20 protein-coding genes are annotated in these 19980 nt (G+C 43.6%); 4 read left to right on the top strand and 16 right to left on the bottom strand.

What is annotated here, in order from left to right:
* Positions 1-87: 87 nt before the first annotated feature.
* From AXW61_RS17685 to AXW61_RS09085, 3 genes are read left to right on the top strand one after another with little or no spacing between them, the layout of a single operon-like run.
* Positions 88-483, top strand: coding sequence for a transposase family protein (locus AXW61_RS17685; RefSeq protein WP_081408282.1), 396 nt, complete (start codon positions 88-90; stop codon positions 481-483).
* The gene (locus AXW61_RS17680; RefSeq protein WP_005399975.1) at positions 431-901 is read left to right on the top strand and encodes an IS5/IS1182 family transposase; all 471 of its coding nucleotides are present in this window, start codon (positions 431-433) and stop codon (positions 899-901) included. Before AXW61_RS17685 ends, AXW61_RS17680 begins: the two co-directional genes overlap by 53 nt.
* Entirely contained in the window at positions 898-1359 is a 462-nt protein-coding gene (locus tag AXW61_RS09085) for a hypothetical protein (RefSeq protein WP_062034075.1), read from the top strand. Before AXW61_RS17680 ends, AXW61_RS09085 begins: the two co-directional genes overlap by 4 nt.
* A 47-nt stretch (positions 1360-1406) precedes the next feature.
* On the opposite strand, the gene AXW61_RS09080 is transcribed toward AXW61_RS09085, so the two are convergent.
* From AXW61_RS09080 to AXW61_RS09070, 3 genes are all read right to left on the bottom strand, one after another.
* A complete protein-coding gene (locus AXW61_RS09080) occupies positions 1407-2429 on the bottom strand; it encodes a hypothetical protein (protein WP_062034074.1) in 1023 nt (340 codons plus the stop codon).
* Positions 2430-2506: 77 nt separating this feature from the next.
* On the bottom strand, positions 2507-4174 hold the full coding sequence (locus tag AXW61_RS09075) for a sensor domain-containing diguanylate cyclase (RefSeq protein ID WP_062034073.1): 1668 nt from the start codon (positions 4172-4174) through the stop codon (positions 2507-2509).
* Between the two features lie 132 nt (positions 4175-4306).
* On the bottom strand, positions 4307-5068 hold the full coding sequence (locus AXW61_RS09070) for a ferredoxin--NADP reductase (protein ID WP_004982896.1): 762 nt from the start codon (positions 5066-5068) through the stop codon (positions 4307-4309).
* A gap of 85 nt (positions 5069-5153) precedes the next feature.
* Here AXW61_RS09070 and gigC point away from each other — a divergent pair, with 85 nt between their 5' ends.
* Entirely contained in the window at positions 5154-6032 is an 879-nt protein-coding gene (gene gigC, locus AXW61_RS09065; protein WP_004695408.1) for a LysR family transcriptional regulator GigC, read from the top strand.
* 30 nt (positions 6033-6062) lie between these two features.
* On the opposite strand, the gene AXW61_RS09060 is transcribed toward gigC, so the two are convergent.
* From AXW61_RS09060 to nuoE, 13 genes are all read right to left on the bottom strand, one after another.
* The gene (locus tag AXW61_RS09060) at positions 6063-6794 is read right to left on the bottom strand and encodes a cold shock domain-containing protein (protein WP_062034072.1); all 732 of its coding nucleotides are present in this window, start codon (positions 6792-6794) and stop codon (positions 6063-6065) included.
* 121 nt (positions 6795-6915) lie between these two features.
* Positions 6916-7209 (bottom strand): cold shock domain-containing protein, encoded by a 294-nt coding sequence (locus AXW61_RS09055; RefSeq protein WP_005400349.1) that lies wholly within the window; start codon positions 7207-7209, stop codon positions 6916-6918.
* An 81-nt stretch (positions 7210-7290) separates the two neighbouring features.
* Complete coding sequence (gene upp, locus AXW61_RS09050; RefSeq protein WP_058870138.1) at positions 7291-7926, bottom strand: uracil phosphoribosyltransferase; 636 nt, start codon at positions 7924-7926, stop codon at positions 7291-7293.
* 122 nt (positions 7927-8048) lie between these two features.
* Complete coding sequence (gene nuoN, locus AXW61_RS09045) at positions 8049-9545, bottom strand: NADH-quinone oxidoreductase subunit NuoN (protein ID WP_062034071.1); 1497 nt, start codon at positions 9543-9545, stop codon at positions 8049-8051.
* 3 nt (positions 9546-9548) lie between these two features.
* Positions 9549-11156, bottom strand: a complete 1608-nt coding sequence (gene nuoM / locus AXW61_RS09040; protein ID WP_171254067.1) for an NADH-quinone oxidoreductase subunit M — start codon at positions 11154-11156, stop codon at positions 9549-9551.
* A 7-nt stretch (positions 11157-11163) separates the two neighbouring features.
* Complete coding sequence (gene nuoL / locus AXW61_RS09035) at positions 11164-13053, bottom strand: NADH-quinone oxidoreductase subunit L (protein WP_010327355.1); 1890 nt, start codon at positions 13051-13053, stop codon at positions 11164-11166.
* On the bottom strand, positions 13050-13358 hold the full coding sequence (gene nuoK / locus AXW61_RS09030) for an NADH-quinone oxidoreductase subunit NuoK (protein ID WP_004695395.1): 309 nt from the start codon (positions 13356-13358) through the stop codon (positions 13050-13052). Before nuoK ends, nuoL begins: the two co-directional genes overlap by 4 nt.
* A complete protein-coding gene (gene nuoJ, locus AXW61_RS09025; RefSeq protein ID WP_171056751.1) occupies positions 13358-13876 on the bottom strand; it encodes an NADH-quinone oxidoreductase subunit J in 519 nt (172 codons plus the stop codon). Before nuoJ ends, nuoK begins: the two co-directional genes overlap by 1 nt.
* Entirely contained in the window at positions 13876-14418 is a 543-nt protein-coding gene (gene nuoI / locus AXW61_RS09020; protein ID WP_004651038.1) for an NADH-quinone oxidoreductase subunit NuoI, read from the bottom strand. The genes nuoJ and nuoI overlap by 1 nt, the downstream gene beginning before the upstream one ends.
* Before the next feature lie 16 nt (positions 14419-14434).
* Entirely contained in the window at positions 14435-15442 is a 1008-nt protein-coding gene (nuoH, locus tag AXW61_RS09015; protein WP_004695391.1) for an NADH-quinone oxidoreductase subunit NuoH, read from the bottom strand.
* A 3-nt stretch (positions 15443-15445) separates the two neighbouring features.
* Positions 15446-18127 carry an NADH-quinone oxidoreductase subunit NuoG gene (gene nuoG, locus AXW61_RS09010; RefSeq protein ID WP_062034069.1) on the bottom strand — a complete coding sequence of 894 codons (2682 nt, stop codon included), beginning with the start codon at positions 18125-18127 and terminating at the stop codon, positions 15446-15448.
* 11 nt (positions 18128-18138) lie between these two features.
* Positions 18139-19470, bottom strand: a complete 1332-nt coding sequence (gene nuoF, locus AXW61_RS09005) for an NADH-quinone oxidoreductase subunit NuoF (RefSeq protein ID WP_005400342.1) — start codon at positions 19468-19470, stop codon at positions 18139-18141.
* The gene (gene nuoE, locus AXW61_RS09000; protein WP_004982912.1) at positions 19467-19976 is read right to left on the bottom strand and encodes an NADH-quinone oxidoreductase subunit NuoE; all 510 of its coding nucleotides are present in this window, start codon (positions 19974-19976) and stop codon (positions 19467-19469) included. Before nuoE ends, nuoF begins: the two co-directional genes overlap by 4 nt.
* Between the last annotated feature and the right edge of the window lie 4 nt (positions 19977-19980).

Raw genomic sequence — 19980 nt, 5'->3', positions numbered from 1 at the left:
TAGATCTCTTTCATAAATCAAAAAACGACCTATCTATTGCTGATTATTTGTACCGAAGAATCTTAAACATTCAGGCATAATCTTTGAATGAAATACATCTATTCAAAGAAGCTTTCTGAAACACAGTTTAAGCGATATACCGGCATCTCATGGTCAACCTTTAATTTAATGGTTGAGCAATTGAAAATGCATGTTCCTGCCAAAGGTAGACCATCTAAATTAAGCCTAGAAGATCAGGTTCTCTTATGCTTAAGCTATTGGCGTGAATACCGAACATTATTCCATGTCGCAACAAGTTATGGCGTGTCAGAGCCCACTGCTTCAAGAATCGTACACTATGTAGAGGACTGCCTCATCAAGTCCAATTTATTTAATTTACCAAAGCATTTGCCTGAAGGCGAAGGTATTGACTGGAATGTGGTGATCGTAGATGCCACAGAAATTCCAATACAAAGGCCTAAAAAAACAGAAGAAAAGCTATAGTGGTAAGAAGAAGGCACATACTTTCAAAGTTCAAGCCATTGTTCATTATAAAACTCAGCAAATTCTGAGTTTATGCACAAGTCGTGGTGCTGTACATGATTTCGAACTTTTCAAACGCAATTTGAATCAGATTCCTGCAAGTGCCTTTATACTTGCAGATAAGGGTTATCAAGGGATTTACACAGTGTATCGAAATAGCCTATTGCCATTAAAAGCAAAAAAACGCTGCAAACTAGATCCTGAGCTAAAGCTTTACAATCGAGAAATTAACAAAAGAAGAATTGGCATTGAGCATGTATTTGGCAGTTTGAAAACCTTCAAAATCCTTGCTGAGCGATATCGCAATCGAGGAAAAAGATTGGGATTGAGGTTCAATCTAATTGCTGGGATCTATAATTTGGAACTGAGTAAAAAATGATTTATGAAAGAGGTCTACTCTACACCAAATTTTTATTTGAATCAGAAAATCTAATAGTAAGTTGTGTCGATTGTAATTCTGCAAAAGGAAATAAAAATCCTCACAAGTCACGAAAGACAAATGTTAAAAGTTTGCCAAAAGGATCTGACAAATATATTTTCATCCATCCTTTCTATGATAATTATGACGATCATATTCAAATTAAAAGAACAGCTGAACCCAATCATCATTTTCTGATCAAGAAAACTGATAAAGGGGCAAAAACTATAGAGTTTTGTAACTTGAGTCGCTTTTTTCAAAGTTATAGTGATTGGGATAATGTCAGTTTCAAAACGATCGAAGTTACAGATGAATTGCTCGACTCAAAGCAAAAATTATCTAAACAAGATATTCAAGCTCTTATAAGTAGCCGCTTAAATGAAGTTCATAAATTATCTGCTTTACTTGCTGAAGCTTAAGAATATTTGACTTGATTAATCAATAATCCCTCTCCTTCTAGGAGAGGTTACAACACCCCATGCCCCAACAACATCTCTACCCCACTCACCTTTTTCATATGCCTTAAACGTTCCTTTTCCCACTTCAACTGCTGTTTTAACTCGGTAGCATCCTGATCTATGACCTTATACACATCACTCATTTTGAGCTGTTTGGTATTGATATGACTACTCAAGTGAAAAGACGCAAAGATCTCATCTAATTGACCTTGTAAACTCTGACTCTGCGCTTCCAAAGCCAACTGATAAAACTTCACTTGCTCCGAGCTTAAAGCTTTTGAGCTTAGGCTTTTATTGATCTCTAGCTGTAACTGAAGCTTCAATAAATAAAATAAATCCTGCGCTGCATAAGCTTCATTGACCTTCTGCAAAAGTTCGGTCTTCTTCAACTTCTTCGCTTCATCAGGCTCACGGTCAGGATGAATCATCGCAGTAATTTTTAAATATACGGTTTTCAACGACTGCCCTGTCATTTTGGCGGCTTGCTCACGCTTTTCTTGTTGTTTTAACAGCTTGGCACGTTCTCGTTCTGCTTCATACTGGGCAGAATCGTATTCATAATTTTCCCAGTCTACATCTACGTTTTGTTCTACCGTTTCAGTAAGGTTATGACTTTGTATTGAGTTTGCTTTGGTTTTCTTCGCACGTATATGTTCTGCATGCTGCATATAGAAAGTATCAATTTTTTCTACCTGTACTTTTTGCTCGGAAGTTAGCATCTGTGATTTTTTTAGCATCTTGGCTAAAGCAGCTATTTGGGTGTCGATCTGCGCCAAGTCCGCTTTGCTAAAGACATCGCTGGCTAAGTGATTCCACAAGGTATCGAGCTGTTCAAATAAAACCGTGTGTAACTCTGCATAAACGGGAAAAAGCTTGCTGCGCGTATAGTTTTGAATGTCGGCTTGCGCATTTTCCCATGTCGCCAGTTCTTGTTTTTGTTGTTCAATCCGTTCAATCAAACGATTTAATTTTTTCTGCTGTGGGGAACACTCAACCTTAGGTAGTTGGCTCATTTTTATATCGTAAGACATCACAACAATGCACAGTAAAGCAGAAGATACTTCAGTGTAGCAGATCACTCCAATCTGCCACAGTCAAAGTCTAAATGTTAAAGTGCAACCACACGGTTACGCCCTTGCGCTTTGGCTTGGTACAAATGCTGGTCGGCACGGCGCATGGCAGTCTGTGCATCGCTATCTGTAATCTGAACCACACTCACCCCGATACTAATACTGATAGGATGCTGATCCAAAATTGGGGCTTGTTCGACAGCTTGACGTAGATTTTCAGCTAAAACCATTGCACCTTCAAGCGTGGTCGTGGGTAACAACACCACAAACTCTTCACCACCATAACGAGCAACAAAGTCCGACTCACGGATGTTCGAGGACAACACCTGTGCCACCCCTTTTAAGACTCGATCACCCACCTCGTGCCCATACTGATCATTCACTTTTTTAAAGTAATCTACATCCAGCAACAGCACCGCATAGCCTACGTGACTACGTGTAAACTGAGCGTATAAATAGTCCAGATAATCGGTCAAAGCACGGCGGTTATATAGTCCTGTCAGTGCATCATGCCGTGCCAACTTTTCTAATTCTATATTGGCCGTTTTAAGTTCCTGCGTGCGTTCCTGAACCTTTTGCTCAAGCGTTGTATTGGCATCCATTAGCTGATGTTTTTGGGTCAACAGTGTGTCGGTCATACTATTTAATGACTGTGACAAGGCTTTGATTTCTCGAATACTGGTATTCGCCTCAAAGTAAACATCTTCACGTCCCTGCTCGACTGCATGCGCACTTTTTGCCAAGTTTTCAATTGGACGGCTAAAACGATTCGCTAAACGATAAGTCACAAAAAGTAGCAGTAATGAAATCACAAAACCAATAGCTAAGATTTGATGTTGCAGTGACCGAACTTCTACCAAGGCTATCGAAACTGGCTGGCGAATCATGACATGCCACCCCAAGTTCATCTGTGTTTGTGAAAACACAGGAACATCCGTGGTGAGGTAGTTTTGTCCCTCTCCCCAGTCATGCACAAAGTAATTGCCATGTTGTTTGCTAAAACTCGGAGGGTTCACCTGACCAATGCTTTTAAACGGATATAGAATTTCACCCGCTTGGTTCACAATGAACACTTCAATCCCACGTTGTGCGGCATTTTCAGACAATGAACTTTTCAGCACATGGCTTGCCCAGCTCCAGTCTGCATGCGCAGCCAAAACGCCTTTTATTTTATGCGTCGTAGGGTCATAAATGGGAGTTGCAAAATCAATAAATCGCATCGGTTCATTTGGGTTAATGGCCTTGATTTTTTTGGCGAGTAGAACAGCCTTGTGTACATCGCCCAAATACACTCGCTTGGAGCCGTGAATAAACCAATCCCGCTCAGATACATCTGCACCTTGCAATAAATGATTTGCTGCAACTTCGACTTTACCTTCGGGGTTAGCAATCCCAAGCCATGCATAATATTGATATGATTTTTTAACTTGATCGAGTTGCTGTTGAAGACGTGGATTATTAAAGTCTGCCTCAGCAATAAACGGTGATTGACTCAAAAGCACCATTTCCCGTTCACGTTCTGTCAACGAATTTGCCAAAGTATTACTGATACTCTTCGCAGCAATATATAAGGTTTGACCGCTGGATTTACTCATTTGAGCCGAAGCAGTTTTGCCGATATATAAGGTAATACAAAGCCCCAAAGTAAACGCCAAACCAGCAAATAACACCATCAACCGATTACGAAATGAATCCATTTTTAGCATTTACCCCACTGCTCCTCAGTTTAAAGTGTTTCAGTCAACAACAAAACCTACGCGATATTTCGTCTCTTTCTCTGTGCTAAAGCGATGTTTTAGCAATACTTTGATATCGCTATCCATGTGAGCTTTTGAATCTTACCAATAGTTTTCGACCGCAATATTCCCTTCACCACGGCGGTTCATGGTCAAGCCACGTGCTTTCAGGGCTTCTTTGGTGTCTTCGACCATTTGCGGGTTACCACACAGCATCACATGGCTGGTTTCAGGGTTCAGACTCAAACCAACTGCTTTTTCAAGCTCACCATTTTCAATCAGTACAGGTAAGCGGTCATGCAGTGGCGCATGTGGATCACGGGTAATAATCGGCACAAATTTAAAGCCTGTATGCCCTTCACCAAAAGTCTCTGCAATTTCTTGAATACGTGTTGCATACGCCAGTTCAGAGGCTGTACGTACGCTATAGACCAGTGTAATGCTCTCGTACTTCGACCACGTCTCAAAGTCTTGCAACATCGAAATAAAAGGTGCCAGCCCTGTGCCTGTGCCCAGTAACCATAAATCTTTTGGTAACGGCAGTTGATAACGCGCCAAAGTCAAAAAGCCGTACGGGATCTTTTCGAGGTAGATGTCGTCATCGACTTTTAAGTGTTGTAAGTTCGAAGTAAATGCACCTTCAGGCACCACAATCGAGAAAAACTCTAAAGTTTCATCAAAGGGAGAGGACACCACCGAATACGCTCGAACCACCAATTCATCACCCACTTTGATGCCAATACGGGCGAATTGTCCTGCGGTAAACTTAAAATGTGCAGGTCGCGTCATGGTGAAGCTAAAAAGTGTATTGGTCCAACGGTGTACGGATAAAACCTTTTCTAGGCTAAATTTTTCAATTGACATGATTTCAGCGTGGCATCAAAGACGTTGCTCATGTTAGCATGACCACATAATTTGTTAATATTTTTTAAATGTTAAGGCTATATTCATGCGCATGACTTTACGCCAGTTGGCGGTTTTTGTAGCAGTTGCTCAAGAAGGCACAGTAACCAAAGCCAGTGATGCGGTTCGACTCACCCAGAGTGCTGCGAGTATGGCTTTAGCAGATCTAGAAGACGGTTTGGGAGCTCCTCTGTTTGACCGTCTAGGTAAGCGTCTTCAGCTCAATGATCTGGGTCGTTTCCTGCTGCCACAAGCTTTAGAAATTTTGGGTCGCTGTGATGCTTTCGAGCAAGCCGCTAAAGGTGAGTTACAAAGCATTGATTTGCGCTTGGGTGCAACCCTGACCATCAGTGACTACCTCATGCCTGACCTGATGGCTGACTTCTTACAAATTCAACCTCAAGCCCATTTACAGCTGCAAGTTGGTAATACCCGTCAAATGATTGAGGCGGTGAATCAGTTCCAACTAGATTTGGCTTTGATTGAAGGCTCTTGTCACTTGCCGCAACTGCAATGCATTCACTGGCGGGACGATGAATTAGCGGTCTGCTGTGCACCAGAACATCCTTTGGCGCAGTTAAATCGCACATTAACACCTGAAGACTTTAAATCGGTCGAGTGGATCTTGCGCGAAGAAGGTTCAGGTACACGTGAAGTGTTTGATAACGCTATTTTAAAAGACTTGCCTGATGCCAATATCCGTCTGACCTTGGGTCATAATGAAGCGATTTTAAAAATCGTGGCAGGTGGTTTAGGTATGTCATGCATTTCAAAACTGGCCACGGAACCTTTGCGCGAAAAAGGTCAGTTGGTGGTACTTGATACGCCGTTCTGGTCTCTAACGCGTCCCCTGTTCATGTTGGTGCATCGTCAGAAGTACCAAGGCCCAGGACTCAAAGCCTTTATGAAATTCTGCGAAAAATAAGTAAGTAAAAAGCACCTAAGGGTGCTTTTTTTATTTCCCAAATTGGCGCTCACAAGGCTCACCATCATTGTTCCCATCCATTTGGGTATTTGGACAGTTTCTTAAGAAATAAACCGCTTCTTCATAGGAACGCATTTGGGAGCAATGGGTTCGTCCATCGCATTTAAACTGCCCGGTGCTGACAGGTAAACGACCATGTTGTTTATCAATACTTTCCGTTACGCGTTCAGAGCGTGGTTGATTGGTCTGATGCAGACCTGCATCTAAATTACGCTTCCCTTGCTCAGATAAGATTTGATCAGGCAACTTTCCTAAAGCTTTACGCTGTTCTTCTACAATCTGTTGTTGCTCGAGCATCAACTGCTCAGCTTTACGCTGTTTTTCTGCACTATAACTTTGATATTTCCCATAGGTCAAAAAGCCCAATACCGCAACGATAATGATGCCAAACACAGTGATGATGGTACTTTTATGCCCCGCCTCATGGTAACGTGGTGAGGCTTGGGTACGTGCTTTTTTCTTATTTGATGATGTCGTGGCTTTGCTTTCTGAGGACAGACCGAGCCGCTGGATATTGCCAGCCTTAAACTTACCTTGGTCTTCTACAATCATAAACTGAAGCGCTTCACCAATCTTGGGTTCAATGTTGTTCTGTGGCAAATCTTTGATATGAAAAAATACATCATCAATATCCCCTTCCACCTCAATGAAACCAAAACCACGTGAGGTACTAAAGCTTTTGATTTTCCCTTTCAGAAACATAATCTGCTCTATTCAACTGTATTTTTCGTATTGTAATCAATAATAAAGAGGCTAAAAAGCCTCTTTGCTTCAAAATGCAAAGATTAATCTTTGCACGATTTCACTCTAAATCAACGCTGACTTAGCGTCTAAAATTAGACAATAAGTCTGTGGTAATCGATTTATTATGGCTTGAGACTTTCGATTTTTTGGCTTTGGCAGAGTTGTCTTCAACCCGCTCAATTTTAATCGCTTTATAGCGGTCGCCATTTTCAACCACATTAAACTTCACGCGTTCATTGCGTTTCGGCTCACCTGAGTCTGCAGGGAAATCCGAGATATGAAAAAACACGTCGCCTTCAGGTGAGGAAATAAAGCCAAAACCTTTGTCAGCGTTATATTGCTTAACTTTTCCTTGATATTGCTCGGCCTTCATAAACAGATCCTAATATGTACACGCTTTGTTGTAGTATATAAAAAAGAGGCTATAAAAGCCTCTTTTTGCTGGGGCTCAATCTTAATCTTTTTGAACTGAACCAAAGATTTTATCGCCCGCATCGCCTAGACCCGGCACGATATAACCATTGGCATTTAAGCCTTGGTCAATTGAAGCCGTGAAAATAGTGACATCTGGATGCGCATCCAAAACACGTTTAATGCCTTCAGGCGCCGCAACCAACACCATCACACGAATGTCTTTACAGCCACTTGCTTTCAATACATCAATCGCAGCAACCAATGAAGAACCCGTTGCAAGCATTGGGTCGATTATCATTGCTAAACGGTTTTGTACATCTGGAACTAATTTTTTGTAATAAGTACGTGCTTCAAGCGTTTCTTCATCACGCTCTAAACCCAGTACAGACACTTTGGCACTTGGAATCAGGTTTAAAAAACCATCCAACATGCCAATACCCGCACGTAAAATTGGCACAACCGTGATTTTTTTACCCACAATGCGATCTACTGTTACTTTACCATTCCAACCATCAATTTCATGGTCGCAAACAGGTAAATCTTTGGTCGCTTCATAGGTCAACAGCATGGTCACTTCTTGAGCCAGCTCACGGAAGTTTTTAGTGCTGATATCTGCACGACGAAGAAGACCAAGCTTATGACGAATCAGTGGATGACGAATTTCATGGATAGCCACGGGAGAGCACCTAAAAGGTAAAATAAAATTCCTTACATTATAAAGCTTTTTATCGTGCGATAAAAACAAAAAAGCCCCCAATTGATGGAGGCTTTTTTGTTAAAACGAAACGTTTTTAAAAATTAGTGCTGTTGAGAAAGCATAAAGTGGATTGGAGATAGAATCTCTGACTGAAGTGCTAATTTAATAATTGGATCTGGATAGATACCAATCACAAGCACTGCTGCCGCAGCTAAAAGCACCATAATACCACCCACTTTTTGGCCCCAATGATCCACAGCATCTACACGAGGTGCATCTGGTGGTGTCATGTACATAACAACCATCACACGGAGGTAGTAGTACAGACCAATACCAGAACCAACGATGATCATCGCAGCAAGGAACCAGTGCTGAGTCGTTACCGCAGCCATGACCACAAGGAACTTACCAATGAAGCCCGCTGTCAATGGAATACCTGCAAGCGATAGCATCATCACGGTTAATACGGCAGTCAGCACTGGACGACGCCAGAATAGACCACGGTAGTCCGCTAGACTTTCTGCTTCGTCTACGTTGTTGTATGGACTAGACATCAATGCAACCGCACCGAACGCACCAATCGTAGTTAACACATAAGTGATCACATAGACCGATACATTACCAAGGCTTGCATAAGTCATGCTGATTAAACCAATCAACAAGTAACCAAAGTGTGCAATTGAAGAGTATGCCAAGATACGTTTCAAGTTCACTTGTTTCACTGCAAGGAAGTTACCCACCAAGATCGATAACACCGCAATCACGGTTAAGATCGTCACGATTGAGTCAACAAGAATCGCACCTGAAGTAAGGATGTAACGTACAAACAGACCAATCGTCGCTACTTTTGCAGCTGTAGCAAGGAATGTTGCGATCGGAGTTGGTGCACCTGCATAAACGTCTGGCGTCCATTTGTGGAATGGCACTAAAGACAGTTTGAATGCCACAGCAAAAACAATCAGGCCTAAACCTAAAAGTACCATTGGCTGTTGGATGTTTTGCATTAACGCTTGAACATTGTCATAGAATGACATTGAACCTGTGTACGCGTAAATATAAGCCATACCCATCAACAACATAGCCGAAGCTGTTGCTGAAAGCACCAAGTACTTCACACCCGCTTCTAAAGACTTAGAGCGTTGGTGTGTATATGCCAATAAGCCATATACAGGAATCGACATCAACTCAAGGCTAATGAAGAACGATGCATAGTGAGAGCTTGCCACCATTAACATTGCACCAGTGACTGATGACAACATTAAGATATACAGTTCTTCACGGTTATCTTTATAGCTTTCGATATAGGCATGCGACAGAGTACAGCATGCCAAAGCAGCAATTAGAATAATTACTTGGTACAGCAAGGTGAACGCATCCACCATGAACATACCCATCACGTTCGCAGGTTTAAAAGCACCACCGAACATTGTGAATAGTACATATGCTGCTGCAAGGTTTAAGCCCACCACTGATGCTGTCGCAATTAAGTTATGGTTACGCTTAATTGCAGTAAGAATCATCACGACGATCGTTGTTAAAGCAACGATCATCACAGGAGCTAAAGGCATAAGCTCAGAAAATGACATTGTGAAGTTCATGACTTATTGCATCTCCACATTTTCGAGTTGAACAGTTGCTTGACTCGCAACGTCAACTACTTCTTGTACAGGAATGTAGCTGTTCGCTAACCACGCCATGCTTGAATTTGAAATATCAAGGAAGCTTTGTGGGTACAGACCGAGCCATAACAGACCGAAAGCACAGATTAACAAGATCACTACTTCACGCGCATTTAAATCTTTCAATGGGTTGTTGTAGTGCTGCTGTTGTTCTTCATTTGGCGTACCAAACAACGCTTTGTGGATCAGAATCAAGCCATAAAGACCTGCAAATACTAAGCTTACTGCTGCAAGAATAGTAAACACTGGGAATTTTGCATAAGAACCCATCAAGATCAGAAACTCACCAATGAAGTTACCTAGACCCGGAATACCTACAAGCGCCGCCACGAAGAACATGAGGAAGAATGCAAGATATGGGAACTGACCACGCATACCGCCCATCAAACGCATATCACGAGTATGCACACGCTCGTATACTTGACCACACATAATGAACAATGCAGCAGATGATAGGCCATGTGCCAACATCATGATCATCAAACCTTGGAAGGTTAAGATGTTACCTGCGTAAATCGCAAGTAAAACAAAGCCCATGTGTGAAATTGACGTGTACGCAAGTAAACGTTTCATATCGGTTTGCTGGAAAGCACACCAAGCACCGTAGAAGATACCGATTAAACCGAAAATGATCGCGATGTCTGCAAACTGTGCAGAAGCCGCTGGGAAGAATGGAATCACAAAACGAAGTAAACCGTATGCAGCTGTCTTAATCAAAATACCTGCAAGGTCAACCGAACCCGCTGTAGGCGCTTGTGCATGCGCATCTGGTAACCAGCCGTGTAATGGGAAAACTGGAAGTTTTACCGCAAAACCGACGAATAAACACAGCATAAATGCATAAGCAACAGTAGGTAATTCTTTATCTAAAGTATTGGCTACAGCTAATAAGTAGTTGTAATCGAAACCGATCATACCTGTCATCATGTAACCGTAAACCACAAGGCCTAGGATACCGATGAGCATGATAAGACCCGCTACTTGCGTGTAGAGGAAGAATTTGGTTGCAGCATAAACACGTGACTTACCTTCTGCCCCTTTATGACCCCAAAGTGCGATCAAGAAGTAGATAGGTACAAGCATCATCTCCCAGAAGAAGAAGAACAAAAACATGTCAATCGCTAAGAATACACCGATCACACCACCCAAAGACCATAAAAGGTTTAAGTGGAAGAAACCAACATTCTTTTGAATTTCACCCCAAGAACAGCCGACAGCCAACACACCTAAAAGTGCAGTTAAGCCCACCATTAATAGAGATAGACCATCCACCGCTAAGTGGATATTAATGCCTAAAGTCTGAATCCATGGCAACATGAATTCAGCAGACCACGATGGCACTTTCGCGCCAAGTTCGTAGTTAAATGTACCTGTCTGCCATAGCGCAACAGTTAAGCCCAAAGTAATGAGCATACCCACTAACGCGATATAACGCGGCAGTTTGTCGTCGAGTTTGTCGACTAACCAACAAATAAAACCAGCAATGAACGGAACTAAGATCAGCGCGGGTAGAATCCAGTTGTTTGTGATTTCCATCTTATTTCCCCACGATCTGAGTGACGATCAAGACCATTAGCAATACAAAGATACCTAATGCCATGCTTGATGCGTAATCACGCAATGAACCCGTTTGACGTGAACTTGTGAAGCTATGACCACCTTTTACAAGTGCAGGCAAGACTAACCACAAACGATCAATTGGATCACGACCTAAAATCTTCGCAATAAGCAAATATGGTTTCACAAAAACGATGTCATAAAGCGCATCGAAGCCCAGTGCATTACGGCAAATGTTTGCAAGACCTGCACCCAATGACGTTTTAGCAAAGCCTTTCACTGCGCTATAAGCAAACGCAAACAAGACCACACCAATCACTAAACCAACCAATGCAATACCCACAGCAGTATATTCTGCGCTGTGCATACCATGTTCTAAAGCTTCAGGAATAACAAATGCTGGAATTTTTGCTGCATTTAAAATGCTTTCCACTGGTGCTTTAAGTGCCGCACCGACGAAAGTTGAAAGTACAGCAAGAATCGCCAAAGGACCCCAGAAAGTAATGCCTTTAATCGCATGATACGGTGTATTTTCTTTACCAAAGAACACAACCCAAATGAGACGGAATGTGTAAATCGACGTTAAGAATGCACCTGCTACACCCGCCCAGTACAATGAGTTATACACTGCGATTGATTCGCCTTGTACCCAAACTGCGCCCAAGATCGCATCTTTCGAGAAGAAGCCCACGGTAATGAATGGAATCGCGGCCAATGCACCGCCACCAATGGCGAAACAAGCAAATAGGAATTTGTTCTTGTAGAACAAACCGCCCATCTTGAAGATGTTTTGTTCGTGGTGGTAAGCTAAAATCACGGCACCTGAAGACAAGAACAATAATGCCTTGAAGAATGCGTGAGTTAACATGTGGAACAAGCCTGCTTGGTAAGCTTCAGCACCCACTGCCATAAACATATAACCCAGCTGACTCATCGTTGAGTAAGCCAAAATACGTTTGATATCGGTTTGAACCAATGCAGCAAAACCAGCCACTAACAACGTTACCGCACCTGTGATTGAGATAAACATCATCACTTCAGGTGCCATTTCAAACACGGTGTACATACGGCAGCACAGGTAAACACCTGCGGTTACCATCGTTGCAGCGTGGATCAATGCAGATACAGGTGTAGGACCTGCCATTGCATCGGCCAACCATGTTTGTAATGGGATCTGTGCAGATTTACCTGCTGCACCCAAGAACAACATCAGTGCTGTCCAAATGGTTAAAGATGAACTTTGTGTCATCACTGTTGGTGCAGCTGCAACCACTTCTGCAATGTTTAAAGTACCGAACTGTTGGTAAATTAAGAACAAAGCGATCAGTAAGAAAACATCACCAACACGTGTTACGGTAAATGCTTTAATTGCCGCAAAACCATTTGCAGGGTTTTGGTAGTAGTAACCAATCAGCAAGTAAGAGCATAGACCTACGCCTTCCCAACCCAAGAACAATAACGCTAAGTTATCGCCCAATACGAGCAGCAACATGCTAGCAACGAACAGGTTGAAATAAGAGAAGAAACGCGCGAAGTCTTCTTCACCACGCATATACCATGATGCAAAGATGTGAATCAGGAAACCCACACCTGTCACCATACCCATCATGAGCAGTGATAAACCGTCAAGATGTAAGCTAATGCCTGGGCTTAGATTGCCTACATTGAACCATGTCCAAAGATGTTGAACATAAGTCACTTTGCCGTTATTAACAAAGTCTAGACCAGCGATCAAAGCAACCAATGCAGAAAGGCCAACCGCCCCCACACCAATAATGGCAGCGACATTTTCAGGAAGCTTGTTGCGACCTGCCGCTAAAAGGACAAAACCAATGAGCGGGAATAATACTGTTAAATATAAAAAACTCATCCGCGCATCTCACTAGCAGCATCCACATCCAAGTGATGGAAGCGATGGTAGAACTGAAGGACGATCGCAAGACCAATACAAGCCTCTGCCGCAGCAAGCGTTAAGATCAGAATAAACATGATTTGTCCGTCTGGTTGTACCCATGCACTACCAGCCAAAACAAACGCAAGCGCAGCTGCGTTCATCATGATTTCAAGGCTCATTAACATAAATAATAGATTGCGTCGCACCATCACACCGTAAAAACCCAGTGCAAAAAGAATGGTTGCAACAATCAAACCATGTTCTAAAGGGATGTTGCCCATTATTGTTTGTCCTCTTCTGCACCTGGTTCACGTTTGCCAAGATGGAATGCTGCAACCAACGCAGCAAGCAATAACATGGCAGCAACTTCAACCAATAATAAATAGTGAGTAAAGAGTGCTTGGCCAACGACTTTTGGACCCACAACTTCAGTACCCATAACAGGGCCAGCCGCTGTGTAGTCAGAGCCGAGCATCCACACCAACACCAAGCCCATTAAGAAGCTCATGAGTGCTGGATAGGCCCAAGCAGACGATGTTAACCATTTACGTTCTTGTTCAACGGTGTGTTGACCAAGGTTTAACATCATCACTACGAATACGAATAACACCATGATCGCGCCTGCATAGACGATGATCTCAAGCGCGCCAGCAAATGGCGCACCCACGATCATAAACATGCCTGCAACTGCAAGAAGTGAAACGATCAAGCTTAATAAAGCGTGTACAGGATTCGCGTTGGTCACAACACGAATCGTAGAAACGATGGCCACAAGTGCCATCAAATAAAATGGCCACATCATGGTAATAAGCTCCGTACATCAACTGGTGCGCTTTCACGCTGCGCTTGACCTTTGTCTTTTCCAGTTACAGCCATACCTGTTACACGGTAGAAGTTGTAGTCTGGGTATTTACCAGGACCTGAAATGAGTAAATTTTCTTTCTCATATACCAAGTCTTGACGAACGTATTCACCCAACTCGAAATCTGGAGTCATTTGAATTGCAGTCGTCGGACATGCTTCTTCACACATACCGCAGAAAATACAACGTGAGAAGTTGATACGGAAAAACTCCGGATACCAACGACCATCTTCTTTTTCTGCTTTTTGTAGTGAAATACAGCCAACAGGACATGCAACTGCACATAAGTTACACGCAACACAACGTTCTTCACCATCTGGGTCGCGTGTTAACACGATACGACCACGGAAACGTGGTGGAACAATTTGTTCGGCTGGCACTTCTGGGTAAAGAATGGTGTCACGTTTACGTGTCACGTGTGAGAAAACCATCCACAGTGAACGTACGATTGACCCGAACCCAGCTAGAATTTTATACATTTTATTCTCCCTGCCCTTACCACAGAATCACTGCGCCAGTAACTAATAAGTTAACTAACGCTAATGGTAAGCAAATCTTCCAACCAAAGTTCATCACTTGGTCATAACGCGGACGCATAAGTGAACCACGAGCCAAGACAAACATCATCACAAAGAATGCTGTTTTGATAATGAACCAGAATACTGGTGGAATGAACGGAATATCGATGTTAAATGGCGCTAACCAACCACCGAAGAATAGCGTTACGATCAATGCAGAGATCAGAACTACGTTGACGTATTCCGCAACGAAGAACATCCCCCATTTCATACCGCCGTACTCGACGTGGTAACCTTCCGCCAATTCTTGTTCTGCTTCTGGTTGGTCAAATGGGTGACGGTGAGTTACCGCAACACCCGCAACCACGAAGATTAAGAAACCTAAGAACTGTGGGATGACAAACCATACATCTTTTTGTGCTTCTACAATTTCACGCATGTTGAATGAGCCTGCAATTGCAACCACACCCATCAATGAAATACCCAAGAACACTTCATACGAAATGGTTTGAGCTGCAGAACGTAGACCACCAAGCAATGCATATTTGTTGTTTGATGACCAACCACCAAACAATACGGCATAGACTGCAATACCTGCCATTGCCATAAAGAACAATAGACCGATGCTCATGTCTGCAACACCTAAGTATGGTGATACAGGAATAACCATGAACGACATCACCGCTGTTGCCATGGCAACAGCAGGAGCTAAACGGAAAGTCAATTTGTCAGCAAACTTTGGTGTCCAGTCTTCTTTGAACATGATTTTCAACATGTCGGCAACGATCTGGAACATCCCCCCAGGACCTACACGGTTCGGACCATAACGGTCTTGCCATAAGCCCAGTAAACGACGCTCAATAAAAGACATCAACGCAGCGATGAGTACTACAACGAGTAAAATCACAATCGCTTGAATGACTGAGTAGGCAATTGGCCAGTTCTCAGCCCAAAGCGGCGTTTGACGGATTAATTCTTGTTGCATGAATTACGCTCCTACCGCGACTGATACAGGCTCAGCAAGTGAAACCGTAGGTGCAAGACCAACTGGATAACCAATATAACCTGTAGGTAAATAATCAATCACTTGAACTGGAAGTACGATCGAAGTCTCGCCTGCTTTCACAGTGATTTTTTGACCATCTTGAACATTCAAACGAGTTGCATCTTGCTCACCCACTGCAAAGACCGCTTCAGGAATACGCGATTCCATCGCAGGTGTTTTCACAGTAAATTCACCAGAAGCAAAAATGTGATGCATTGGCACTAAACGGAAGCTTTCAGGGTTTGCAACCACAACCGCAGGAGCAACGAAAGTACGTGCTGGGCGCTTCGCTAAACGATCGAATAAACGCACACCCGAATCACCACCTTTTAAGTGACCACCCACGTTATCTTGGAACTTATTCCAAGCTTGCGGTGAGTTCCAACCTGCTGACCATGCAAATGGTACCAGTGGAGACGGAGTCTGGTTCCCGACATAACCTTCCATAGAGAATGTTAATGCCGAGTCGATATCTGTCGGTTGTTTCGGTTCATGCACGTTCAATGGTGCACGCATAGAGGTACGACCAGAGTAACGACGCGGTTCACGCGCAACTTTCAAACCATGGACACGGAAGCCCGCATCTGGCGCCACATCTTGAATCGCAGCAAGTGCAGGTACGTTTTTCGCAACTGACTCAATCACGTCATCAAGTAAGGTCCAAGAAATCGCTTTACCTTTCACGCCTGTTTCAATGGCATGTAACCAGCGCCAAGATTCTTTGATCGCCAGTTCAGGTTTGTAGTAGCTCGGGTCATACACTTGGTAGAAACGTTGTGCACGGCCTTCTTGAGAGACAACCGTACCGTCGCCTTCAGCAAATGATGCAGCAGAAAGTACGATATCCGCTTTCTTCACAGTTTCAGTTTCAGAGTGATCTAAAACAATCACATCTTTACCAGAAAGTGCTGCTTCAACTTGCACCGCAGGCAAACGACGGAATAGATCATTTTCAACAATCACAACCGTATCATAGTCTTGCGCAAAAGCTTGTTCTAAACTTTGCCCACCGAAGATTGCTAAGCCCATAGAGTTCACTTCAGGAACCGTCAAGGTTAAGCCAGCATTTCCACCAAGGTTTTGCGCAACTTGTGCAGCAGCTTCCATGATAGATGCGTCTTGTAAACTTGTACCTGAAATGATCAGTGGTTTCTTCGCCGTTTTCAGTGTATCTGCAATGTTCTGAGCAAATGCTTTCGCATCATCCGCCAGACCAAGAATTGCATCACCTTTCACAGCAGCAGCAACGGCAAAACCTAAACGAGCGATGTCGTTTGGAGAAGCAACCACCTCACCTGCAGCAACATCAGCTAAGCGTGTTTGTGTTGCAGCGAGGATGAAAATCGGTGATTTCGCATCTTGAGCAATACGTTGTAGCGGCTCTGCTAACCAGTCTTGAGTACGGCGTTCCGCAGCCATTTCTTTGGCTTTGTTTTTCGCCGCTTGACGAACAGACAAAGCCATACGTGGCGCAGTTTGTGTTAAGTCTTCACCCAAAATAAGCACAGCATCATAGCTTTCGATTTCACGCATACCTGGGTTATATACACCTTCGGTTTGCATAATCGATGCAGCCAATTCAACCAAGTTTTGCTCTTTTTGAGACATACCTGTTGAATAGTTCTCTTGACCAACTAATTCGCGAAGCGCGAAGTTCGACTCAAGTGATGCGCGTGGAGAACCAATACCTAAGACTTTTTTGCCTTGGATATTTGCAATCACGGTATCTAATGCCTGATCTACAGAAACTGTAGTGACTTCAGCACCATCACGGAACTGCGGTTGACGTGGACGATCTGCACGGTTCACATAACCTGTACCAAAACGACCTTTATCACAAAGGAAGTATTGGTTCACTTCACCGTTAAAACGGTTTTCGACACGACGAAGTTCGCCATAACGCTCACCCGGAGAAATATTACAACCCGAAGAACAGCCTTGGCATACGCTTGGCGCATACTGCATGTCCCACTTACGGTTATAACGTTCTGAGTGAGTTTTGTCAGTGAATACACCTGTAGGACATACTTCAGTTAAGTTACCCGAGAATTCAGACTCTAAAGTGCCTGACTCAGGACGACCAAAGTAAACACGTGACGCGCTTGCATACACACCAAAGTCAGTACCACCCGCATAGTCGTTGTAGTAACGAACACAACGGTAACATGCGATACAACGGTTCATTTCGTGTGAAATGAATGAGCCCAGCTCTTGGTTGTAGTGTGTACGTTTAGTGAAACGGTAACGACGACGGTCGTGTTGAGTCATCACGGTCATATCTTGTAAATGACAGTGCCCACCTTCTTCACAGACTGGACAGTCGTGTGGGTGATTCGTCATCAAGAACTCAACAATTGACGCACGGAAGTCTTTCGCTTCTTTGTCTTCAATCGAGATGTAGGTATTGTCAGATGCAGGCGTCATACATGACATGACTAAACGACCACGCGTATCTTCAGGATTCGCGTATTGAGTCACGGCACATTGACGGCAAGAACCGACAGAACCTAAGGATGGATGCCAACAAAAGTACGGGATATCAATACCCAAAGACAAACATGCTTGCAGCAAGTTCTCTGAGCCATTGACTTCGTACGATTTGCCATCGACATGAATTGTAGCCATAGTCGAATTCCTTAAGCTTGTTCTACGTTGCTAGTTTGCGCAGCAGCATTCACTACTTTTGCTTCAAACTCGCCACGGAAATATTTGAGTGCACCCATCAACGGTTCCATTGCACCTGGAGCATGCGCACAGAAAGTCTTACCAATCCAAAGCTTACGAGTAAGTTCTTGTAAGTGATCGATATCTTCTTTCTTACCTGTACCATCTTCCAATGCTTTCAGTGCTTTCACCGCCCACGGTAAACCATCACGACAAGGCGTACAGAAACCACATGACTCACGTGCAAAGAATTCTTCTAAGTTACGTGTCGCTGAAACCATACATTGCGTTTCATCCACCACCATCAGCAAACACGTACCTAAACGTGAACCTGCTTTCATGATGCTCTCAGCATCCATCGGTAGATCAATGTGTTCAGCAGCCAAGAAGTCTGTAGACGCACCACCCGGTAACCATGCTTTAAGTTTTAAGCCATCACGCATACCACCTGCGTAGTCTTCAATGACTTCACGCGCAGTTGTACCAAATGGAAGCTCCCAAAGACCAGGGAATTTCACCTTGCCAGATGCACCATAAATTTTTGTGCCTGGATCTTTTGACTTACCCGCAGATAAGCCGATATACCACTCAGGGCCACGCAACATGATTGCCGGTAAGTTGTTGTATGTCTCTACGTTGTTAACAATGGTAGGACGCCCCCAAGCACCCGCAACTTGTGGGAATGGTGGTTTCGTACGTGGGTTTGCACGGCGACCTTCAAGCGAGTTGATTAATGCAGTTTCTTCACCACAGATATAACGACCCGCCCCCGTGTGCACATGCAACTCGAAGTTCCAGCCAGTTCCAAGGATGTTTTCACCCAAGTAACCTTTGGCACGAACTTGCTCAAGCGCTTCATTTAAGTAAGCAGCTGCTTCAATGTACTCGCCACGAATGAAGATATAACCATGGGTTGCTTCTAGCGTATACGCTGCAATCAACATCCCTTCGATCAATTGGTGAGGAAGTTTTTCCATCAACAACCGGTCTTTAAAGGTCCCTGGTTCCATCTCATCGGCATTACAAATCAGGTAACGTGGACCTGAGTTGTCATTTGGCGCCATCAAAGACCATTTGATCCCTGCTGGGAAGCCTGCACCACCACGACCTTTTACGGTCGCAGCTTTAATCACTTCAAGCACATCTTTCGGCGGCATGGTGATTGCTTTTTTCAGACCCGCGTAACCTTCAAGCGCTTCGTAATCATCTGCATTACGAACGTGCTCTTGCTTACTCAAACGCCAAGTTAATGGATGCGTTTCTGGGTTACCTTCGCCATAAATTGGTTTTGGTTCGGTATTCATACATACTTCTCCAATAACTGTTTCACTGAAGAAACTTCAACCAAACCGTGAGTGTCTTCATTCACCATTAAGGTTGGGCCTTTGTCACAGTTACCTAAGCAGCAAATCGGCAGCAAAGTAAAACGACCATCAGCAGTCGTTTGACCAAACTGAATGCCTAACTCGCGCTGAAAAGCTTCTGCTAACGTTTCCGCACCCATCAAGAAACATGCAATCGAGTCACAAAGTAAAATGACGTTACGACCCACGGGTTGACGGTAAATACGGTTATAGAAAGTTGCAACACCTTCCAAATCAGCAACACTGATTGTCAATAACTGAGCAATGGCGTTTAGCTGCGCGTCATCTACCCAGCCATTACGGCGTTGTACACACTTCAAAGCATCCAAAGATGCTGCACGTGGGTACGGATAGTGACCAATGTGATGTTCAATTTCGTGGATTTCGTCCGCAGTCAAAATCCCTTCAACATTCACGCGTGGCTTTTTATCAGTCAAAATCATCATAATG

Source organism: Acinetobacter sp. BMW17, from assembly GCF_001592855.1.
GTDB lineage: Bacteria > Pseudomonadota > Gammaproteobacteria > Pseudomonadales > Moraxellaceae > Acinetobacter > Acinetobacter johnsonii.
This window is presented reverse-complemented; position numbering and strand designations above follow the sequence as displayed.